The organism is Marinimicrobium sp. UBA4209 (assembly GCF_002381585.1).
Taxonomy (GTDB): Bacteria; Pseudomonadota; Gammaproteobacteria; order Pseudomonadales; family Cellvibrionaceae; genus Marinimicrobium; species Marinimicrobium koreense.
Genome location: NZ_DFTP01000068.1, coordinates 62,951 through 70,072, shown reverse-complemented (window position 1 = coordinate 70,072; position 7,122 = coordinate 62,951). Strand labels below are relative to the sequence as shown.

Genomic DNA, 7,122 nt, shown 5'->3' with positions numbered 1-7,122 from the left:
TGCACTACAGATGGTGGACAACCAGGTCAAGGAGCTGCGATCCAGTACCAGTGAGCTTCAGCGCACGCTGGAGCAGGGTTTGGAGTCTGGGCTTTCCTCTGCTATCAAAGGCTTGGCTGACGGCACCATGAACCTGCGTGATGCCATCAGCCAACTGGGCCAGAGCGTGGCCAATGCGCTTGCCGACATGGCTGCCAAAGGTTTGGCTGAGAACATTACTGGCAGTCTATTTGGTGGTGGTATCGGCGCCCTGTTCGCCGCCAGTGGTGGCCAGGTGCGCGGCCCCGGTACCGGCACCAGCGACAGCATCCCCGCCATGCTCAGCGATAAGGAATACGTGACCCGCGCGGCCGTCACCACCCAGCCCGGCGCGCTCGACTTCCTGCAAGACTTCAACAAGCGCGGCATGGCCGCCCTGGACGATTGGAACCCGGCCCGCCACAACACCGGTGGCCTGGCCGGTGTGCCTGCGCCGGAGATGGGTGCGCCGAGCCTGGGCAAAGCCAGCCTGGACGAGCCGTCAAAGGCGTTCAGCGCCCAGGTAGCCAACAACATCAACCTGAACTACATCGACGACCCGGACCGCATTGCCAGCTATATGCGCGGCCGCGCCGGCGAAGAGGCGATCACCGTAATGATCAGCCGCAACCCCCAAAAATTCCGCCAACTGCTGAAGGTGTAACGATGCCGTACGAGATTGGTTTTGTAGAGAACGTGGGCACGCTGGCCCACTACATGATGCTGGACAAGATCCGCAGCTTTGCCCTGGCCAGCGGCTTCTGGCAGGTGCTGCGCTATGACGACACGATCGACAACCGCGAGCTGATTTTGAAGGGCGAGGGCTATAGCGGCACCGAGGAGATCTTCGTGGGCTTCCGGTGCTACCAGAACGCCAGCGCCGATGTGTACAACATGACGGTGGCGGGCTTCACCGGCTACGTGGCCGGCAACAGCTTTGCAAGCCAGCCCGGCGCGATCCTCTTGGGCCTACCGGCGCACAACAACCGGATCGACTACTGGTTGACGGTGAACCCGCAGCGCATTGCCCTGGCGATGAAGGTGGGCACGCCGGTGTATGAGAGCGCCTACGCGGGTAAATTCCTGCCTTATGCCACGCCGAGCCAGTACCCCTATCCGGTGTTTGTGGGCGGCATGCTCACCAATGAGAGTGAAACCCGTTTTAGTGATTCGAGCCACTCGATGTACGCAAAAGGCAATCGGGACAACTGCCGGATGCGCTTTAACGATGGCACCTGGCGAGTGCCCGACACGTGGCCGTGGGTGGATAACCAGTTGACCAGCAGCGAGAACGTTCGGGATACCGATGGAAACTACCCTTTGCTCCCGGTGATGCTGAACGATAGTCAGGGCATTTACGGCGAGTTGGATGGCATTTTTCATATCAGCGGCTTCAACAATGCGGTCGAGAACACGCTGACGGTTGGCGGTGATGACTACGTCGTGATTCAGGATGTGAGCCGCACCGGATTTGCTGACTACTACGCCCTGCGCCTGGACCCCAACGTTTAATAGGAGCTTTATATGCCGCACTACAGTGCCACGGTAAATAGCTGGAGCGAGATCCGGTCCGAAATCATCAACGCCTGTGTGCTCAATGGCTGGACGCAGAATGGCAACGTGCTGACCAAGAGCGATTTGGCGGCGGAGCTGACGGTGGTTACCAGCGAGGACGCGGATGGACAATACAGTGAAGGGTTGCACATTCACGGCGGAACCGGCTATAGCGGCGGCCTGCTGGAGCCCTCGGGTATCCAGCCGCGTATGGGGCCGCCATCCACCAACGTTACGGCTCCGACGTGGCCGATGGATCTGGATATCCATCTGTTCACCGACCCTGATGAAGTTTTTGCCCTTGTAAAATTCTCGGTTGACTACCACTTTTGGCTGGCCTTCGGTCGTTCATCTATTTCGGTGCCTGGTACCGGCATGTGGATAGCCGCGAATGCGAACCGCTTGGCCACGTCGTCGAACAATGGCGGCGTTTACATCACGCCTTCAGGCGGAGCGTCCGGCACAGCCAACCAGTCCACAACCGGAATTTTCTGGAAACCCTACGGACTATACGACTACCGAACCGAACACACGGTGCACGTCGACCTGCCGGATGTACCCGGATGGCTGGCTCCCAACACCAGTTATTCGGGCAACGGCAATGGTGCGATTTCAGAAACCCATAACGTCCTGGTGCAGATCAGCCCCAACAGCTGGAACAGCGAGTCCGTCCTGATTCCCATCCAGCTCTTTGTCCGTCGCAACGAAGACAAGCGCAGCCTGGTAGTGGACCTGCAGAACGCTCGCACTCTGCGCGTAGATAACTACGACCCGGGCCAGATCATCACGCTGGGTGATGACCAATGGCGCATCTACCCGTTCTACCGCAAGAACGCCGATCAGCGCGACGGCACCACATCGTCCGGCGGTGATCACTCCGGCACCATGGGCTGGGCCATCCGCTACGACCCGGAGCCGTAACCGATGGCCGTGCTCGATGGGTTCTACGCTTCATCTCCCACTGGTGGCATCGATAACCCAAACCTGGGCGATGCCACCATGGGCTTCTCCCTGGACTGGTGGCCACCTTACGCCAGCCTGGTGGCCAACGCCGACATCACCGCCGTGGCATCCAACCTGCCGGTAAGCGCCAATCCGAGCGCCCGCACCGGCTTCGGTGTGAACAGCTACCGAGGCGACTTCTATAACCGCATCCACATCAACCCGCAGCGTATTGACCTGGGCAACGTCGTTTCCGAGCAGGTAACAGCGGTGCGGGTGTTCAATGCGTTTTTCGGGCCGCGTCAGCTGAATGAAATCACCGGCGTGGATGAGGGCATCAACATTCAGGGGCCGGACGTTCCGCCCTACAGCTACCCGGCGCTGACCGAGGACGAGTGGTTTATTGCCGTGCAGCCGGAAGGCCCCGCCACCGTGAGCGCCACCATCGGCTGGGTGTTTGATGTGCAGACCGTCGCGGTACCGGTGACCGGTACCCGGGTGATCGGCTGGCCCTTCGCCGTGGACTGGAGCGAGCCGGTGGTAGAAACCCTGGCCTGGGCCACCGATGTGTTGCGCAGCCCCACCGGTACCGAACAGCGCCGCGCCCTGCGCCTGGCGCCACGGCGTGGACTGAGTGCCGTGTACAAACTCCAGGGCCGTGAACGCCAGTTGCTGGAGCACACCCTGGTTGGCTGGGGCTCACGCAGCTTTGCGGTACCCATCGCCCCGGACGTGCAGTGGCTGGCCACCGAACTGGACGCCGGCGTCAGCCGCGTGCCTTGCGACACCGCCGGATACGACTTTGAGGTGGGCGGCCTGGTGATGCTGTACATCGATGCCTTCACCTGGGAAGTGGCGCAGATTGATGTGATCGACGCGACCGGCCTGGACACCGCCCGCCCGCTGCAAAACGCCTGGCGTCGCGGTACCAAGATTTACCCGGTGCGCAGCGCCCACCTGGTGCAACAACCCGAGCTGCTCCGCTACCACGATCAGGCCAGTGAATTTGAGGTGAGCTGGACGCTGCTGGATGTGTGCGATTGGCCCGCCGAAATGCCCGCCGCCGAGTACCAGGGCTATCCGGTCCTCGAGCAGCACCCGGAGGAGAGCACCAACCTGACCCACGGCTTTGCACGCCTGCTCCTGGAGCTGGACAACGGCAGCAACGCGCCGCGCCGAATGGACACCGCCGACCGGGGCTTTGATCTGCGCGAGCACCGCTGGCTGGTCGAGGGCGTGGAAGAGAAAGACCAACTGCGCCGCCTGTTATACGCCCTGCGCGGCCGTCAGGTACCGCTGTGGGTACCGACATTCGCCAGCGACCTGACCATCAATGCGATCGTCACCGAAAGCGCCACAACATTGAGCGTGGACAACGTGGGCTACGCCCGCTTTGTGAACGGCCGGCCGGAGCGATCGCACATCCGCATCCAGCTGCTCGACGGCACCGTCTGGTACCGGGAAATCACCGGCGCCGCCGAGCAGGACGATGACACCGAACAGGTTCAGATCGACAGCTCCCTGGGCCAGCAGATCGCGCCGAACCAGGTGCGGATGATTTCCTACCTGGTGTTGTGTCGGCTCGACGATGACGGCGTGGAGATTGAACACGAAACCAACACCATTGCCCGCTGCGGCCTGGTGTTTCGCGGGGTGAACGATGACGTTTGATGCACGGGAAACCAGCCTGGCCGATGGCCAGCCCATTCGCCTGTATCTGTTTGAGCGCGGGCAGGACCGCTGGGCCTACTGCACGGCCGATCGGGACATCGAGCACGCTGGTGTGCTGTACGTGAGCACGAGCATTACCGACAACGGCACCCGCCAGACCGGCGACATCGAGGCCGATGCGTTCGAGATCATCGGCCCGCACGACCTGGGCGTGGCGCAGTTGTACCGGGGCATGATCGTCAGCCGCGAAATCACCCTCACTGTGCGGGATGTGCACTACCAGGACGAAGAACCCCTGGTCAGTTGGGTGGGCCGGATCCACGGCGTGGAGTGGACGGCTGAGGACCGCTGCAAGATCACCTGCCAATCCATGCAGGCGGCCATGGCGCAACCGGGCCTGCGTTTGAGCTGGAGCCGCAACTGCCCCTATGCGCTGTATGGCCGGGGCTGCGGTGTGGACAAAACCCAGTTTGAGGTGCCGGGCACCATTGCCGGCCTGAACGGACTGAGCATTGAAGTGGCCGCGCTGAACGGCTTTGCGGATGACTACTTTACCGGCGGCTTTATTGAGTGGCCCGTGGGTGATGCCGAGGTGGAGCGGCGCACGATCGAAAGCCATACCGGCACCACGGCCGTGATGTTTGGCGGCACGGCCGGGCTGGTTCAGGGGCAGGCCGTGACCGCTTACCCGGGCTGCCCGCGCACCATTGAGGTGTGCGATAGCCGCTTTAACAACGCCGCGAACTATGGCGGTGTGCCGCACCTGCCGGGCCGCAGCCCGTTCGACGGCAACCCCATCTTTTAGGAGGCAACCATGGTCTGGAATTTTGTACTGCAACTGGTGGTGGCCTACGCAATCAGCTACGTCACCACGCCCAAACCGGAGAAGCCAAAACCGGCCTCGCTCAGTGATTTTGATTTCCCGGTACCGGATGAAGGCACCCCCCAGTGTGTGATTTTTGGCGATGTGTGGGTGACCGACTGGATGGTGCTGGGCCTGGGCAACTTCCGCACCCGGCCCATCAAGAGCGGGGGCAAGAAGTGATGGCGGATGTGATGGTGCGCCTGGAGCACTTGCGCTCGGTACCGGGCTTGTCCGGCAAGCCGGGTTATTGCAGCGGTGGGGCCCGGCGCTGGTTTAACGCTCGCGGCATCAGCTGGCGCACCTTTGTGCGCGAGGGTATCCCGGCCAGCCAACTGCGCGCCACCGGCGATGGCCTGGCGCTGCGCCTGGTGGAGCACGCCGAAATGATGGAGGCCAAACGTGGGCGGTAGCAGCAAGCAGACCATTGGTTACGACTATTTGATGGGCATTCACATGGGTGTGTGCCGTGGGCCCGTGGATGCGCTGGTGGAAATCAAAGTGGCCGATCGCACTGCCTGGACGGGCAACGTGACGGGCAACCAGACGGTGCAGATCAACGCCCGCGAGCTGTTCGGTGGCGACAGTGCCGAAGGCGGTGTGGAAGGCCCACTGGAAGTGATGATGGGCGAGCCGACCCAACCGGTGAGCACTAGGTTGGCGTCCATGTTGGACGGCCTGGTGCCGGCATTCCGTGGCCGGTTGACCCTGTTCTTTGATGGCCTGGTGTCTTCCCTCAACCCCTACCCGAAGCCGTGGAGCCTGCGGGTGCGTCGCACCACCGCCGGGTGGGACAGCGACAACCCCTGGTACCCGCTCGCGGCAAAGATCGAGCTGGCCGGTGGCGACATCCACGCCATGAACCCGATCCACATCATCTACCAAGCGCTGACGGATCCGGACTGGGGCCTGGGCAACCCGCGCCAGATGGTCGGCACCTCGTTTGAGGCGGCGGCGGACCAGCTGGTGGCCGAGAGCTTTGGCCTCTGCCTGCGCTGGAACCGCAGCAGCTCGGTGGAGGACTTCACCCAGGAGATGGTGGAGCACGTGGGCGGCAGTGTGTACCTGGACCACTTTACCGGCCGCTGGGAGATCGCCCTGATCCGGGACGATTACGACCCACAGACCCTGCCACTGTTTGATTACGACAGCGGTCTGGTGTCCATCGATGAGGACGGCACCAGCGCGCCCGCCGAGGCGGTGAACGAAGTGATCGTCACCTATCGGGATCCCATCACGAATGAAGATCGCCAGGTGCGCGTGCAAAACCTCGCAGGTATCCAGAGCGCCGGCGCCGTGCGCAGCCAGACGCTCAGCTACACCGGCATCCCCACGGCCGAGCTGGCCTACCGGGTGGCGCAGCGTGAGCTGCGGGCCCGCAGCACCGGGGTGAAGCGGTTCAAGTTGCGGATGGACCGGCGCGGCTATCAGCTGCAGCCCGGCGCCGTGTTCCGCATCTCGGTACCGAGCCGCGGAATCGAGAACATGATTCTGCGGGTGGGCCAAGTGCGCAACTCCGAGCTGCGCCAGGGCCCCATCGAAATCGACGCCGCCCAGGATGTGTTCGGCCTGCCCGCGACCAGCTACGTGACCGCGCAACCGCCCGGCTATGTGCCGCCGCAAATTACTCCGGAGCCGATCGACACCCTGCGCGTCGTGGAGCTGAACTACCGGGATTCCCTGGGCGTGGTGCGAGATATCGCCGAGAACGACACCGGCGCCTGGGTGGCCGCGCTTGCCCTTAAAGCCAATCCCCTGGGCAAAAACTTCTTGCTCCAGACGCAACCATCGGGCGCCACCGAATGGACAACCGGCACCGATGGCGACTATTGCCCGACCGCCGAGCTGGTGGACGAGATGCCGATCGGTGAGGTGGCCGTGGCGGTAAACCTGACCGGCGCGGCGGATCTCGACCTGGTGGAAGTCGGCACGGCCGCACTGATTGACGATGAGATTTTTCGGGTGGATGCGATCGATGCCGAGGCGCTGACGGCCACGCTGGCCCGTGGTTGTATCGATACGGTACCGGCCGCCCACGCCGCTGGCGCCCGGGTGTGGTTCTACGGCGGCGGCTT

General features: G+C 62.9%; 8 protein-coding genes. All 8 read left to right on the top strand.

Annotated elements, in window-relative coordinates; translation table 11 throughout:
* Positions 1-682 (top strand): hypothetical protein (locus B3187_RS10075; RefSeq protein WP_286806192.1); only part of this gene is annotated, 682 nt, incomplete at its 5' end.
* Between the two features lie 2 nt (positions 683-684).
* Positions 685-1,530 (top strand): hypothetical protein, encoded by an 846-nt coding sequence (locus B3187_RS10070; protein ID WP_286806190.1) that lies wholly within the window; start codon positions 685-687, stop codon positions 1,528-1,530.
* Positions 1,531-1,542: 12 nt separating this feature from the next.
* Positions 1,543-2,493, top strand: coding sequence for a hypothetical protein (locus tag B3187_RS10065; RefSeq protein WP_286806188.1), 951 nt, complete (start codon positions 1,543-1,545; stop codon positions 2,491-2,493).
* Positions 2,494-2,496: 3 nt separating this feature from the next.
* Positions 2,497-4,185, top strand: a complete 1,689-nt coding sequence (locus tag B3187_RS10060) for a hypothetical protein (RefSeq protein WP_286806187.1) — start codon at positions 2,497-2,499, stop codon at positions 4,183-4,185.
* Positions 4,175-4,990: a phage BR0599 family protein gene (locus B3187_RS10055; protein WP_286806185.1), complete on the top strand. Its 816-nt coding sequence runs from the start codon at positions 4,175-4,177 to the stop codon at positions 4,988-4,990. The genes B3187_RS10060 and B3187_RS10055 overlap by 11 nt, the downstream gene beginning before the upstream one ends.
* A 9-nt stretch (positions 4,991-4,999) precedes the next feature.
* Positions 5,000-5,230 carry a hypothetical protein gene (locus B3187_RS10050; RefSeq protein WP_286806183.1) on the top strand — a complete coding sequence of 77 codons (231 nt, stop codon included), beginning with the start codon at positions 5,000-5,002 and terminating at the stop codon, positions 5,228-5,230.
* Positions 5,230-5,460: a hypothetical protein gene (locus B3187_RS10045; RefSeq protein ID WP_286806181.1), complete on the top strand. Its 231-nt coding sequence runs from the start codon at positions 5,230-5,232 to the stop codon at positions 5,458-5,460. The genes B3187_RS10050 and B3187_RS10045 overlap by 1 nt, the downstream gene beginning before the upstream one ends.
* A partial coding sequence (locus tag B3187_RS10040) for a phage tail protein (protein WP_286806180.1) occupies positions 5,450-7,122 on the top strand: 1,673 nt, incomplete at its 3' end. The genes B3187_RS10045 and B3187_RS10040, both read left to right, overlap by 11 nt.